Source organism: Streptococcus oralis subsp. dentisani, assembly GCF_002096685.1.
Taxonomy (GTDB): domain Bacteria; phylum Bacillota; class Bacilli; order Lactobacillales; family Streptococcaceae; genus Streptococcus; species Streptococcus oralis_AD.
In genome coordinates, this window is the sequence record NZ_NCVA01000023.1 from 1 (window position 1) to 221 (window position 221).

General features: G+C 48.9%; 1 protein-coding gene. It reads left to right on the top strand.

Going from position 1 to position 221, the window contains the following annotated elements:
- The coding region (locus B7705_RS09855) for a hypothetical protein (protein ID WP_142358211.1) at window positions 1-221 on the top strand (221 nt) is incomplete at both ends.

A 221-nucleotide genomic window follows, 5' to 3' on the forward strand; every position in this document is an offset into this window, starting at 1 on the left:
CAAAGTGCTTCAACATCAGTAAGCGCGAGTCAAAGTGCCTCAGCTTCAGCATCTAACAACCAGAACTCAGCTTCTATCTCAGCAAGCGCGAGCCACTCTGCGTCAATTAGTGCGAGCCAAAGCGCATCAGCTTCTATTTCAGCAAGCATCAGTGCTAGTCAATCAGCATCAAGCTCAGCAACAGCAAGTCAAAGTGCTTCAGCAAGTGCAAGCGTAAGTGC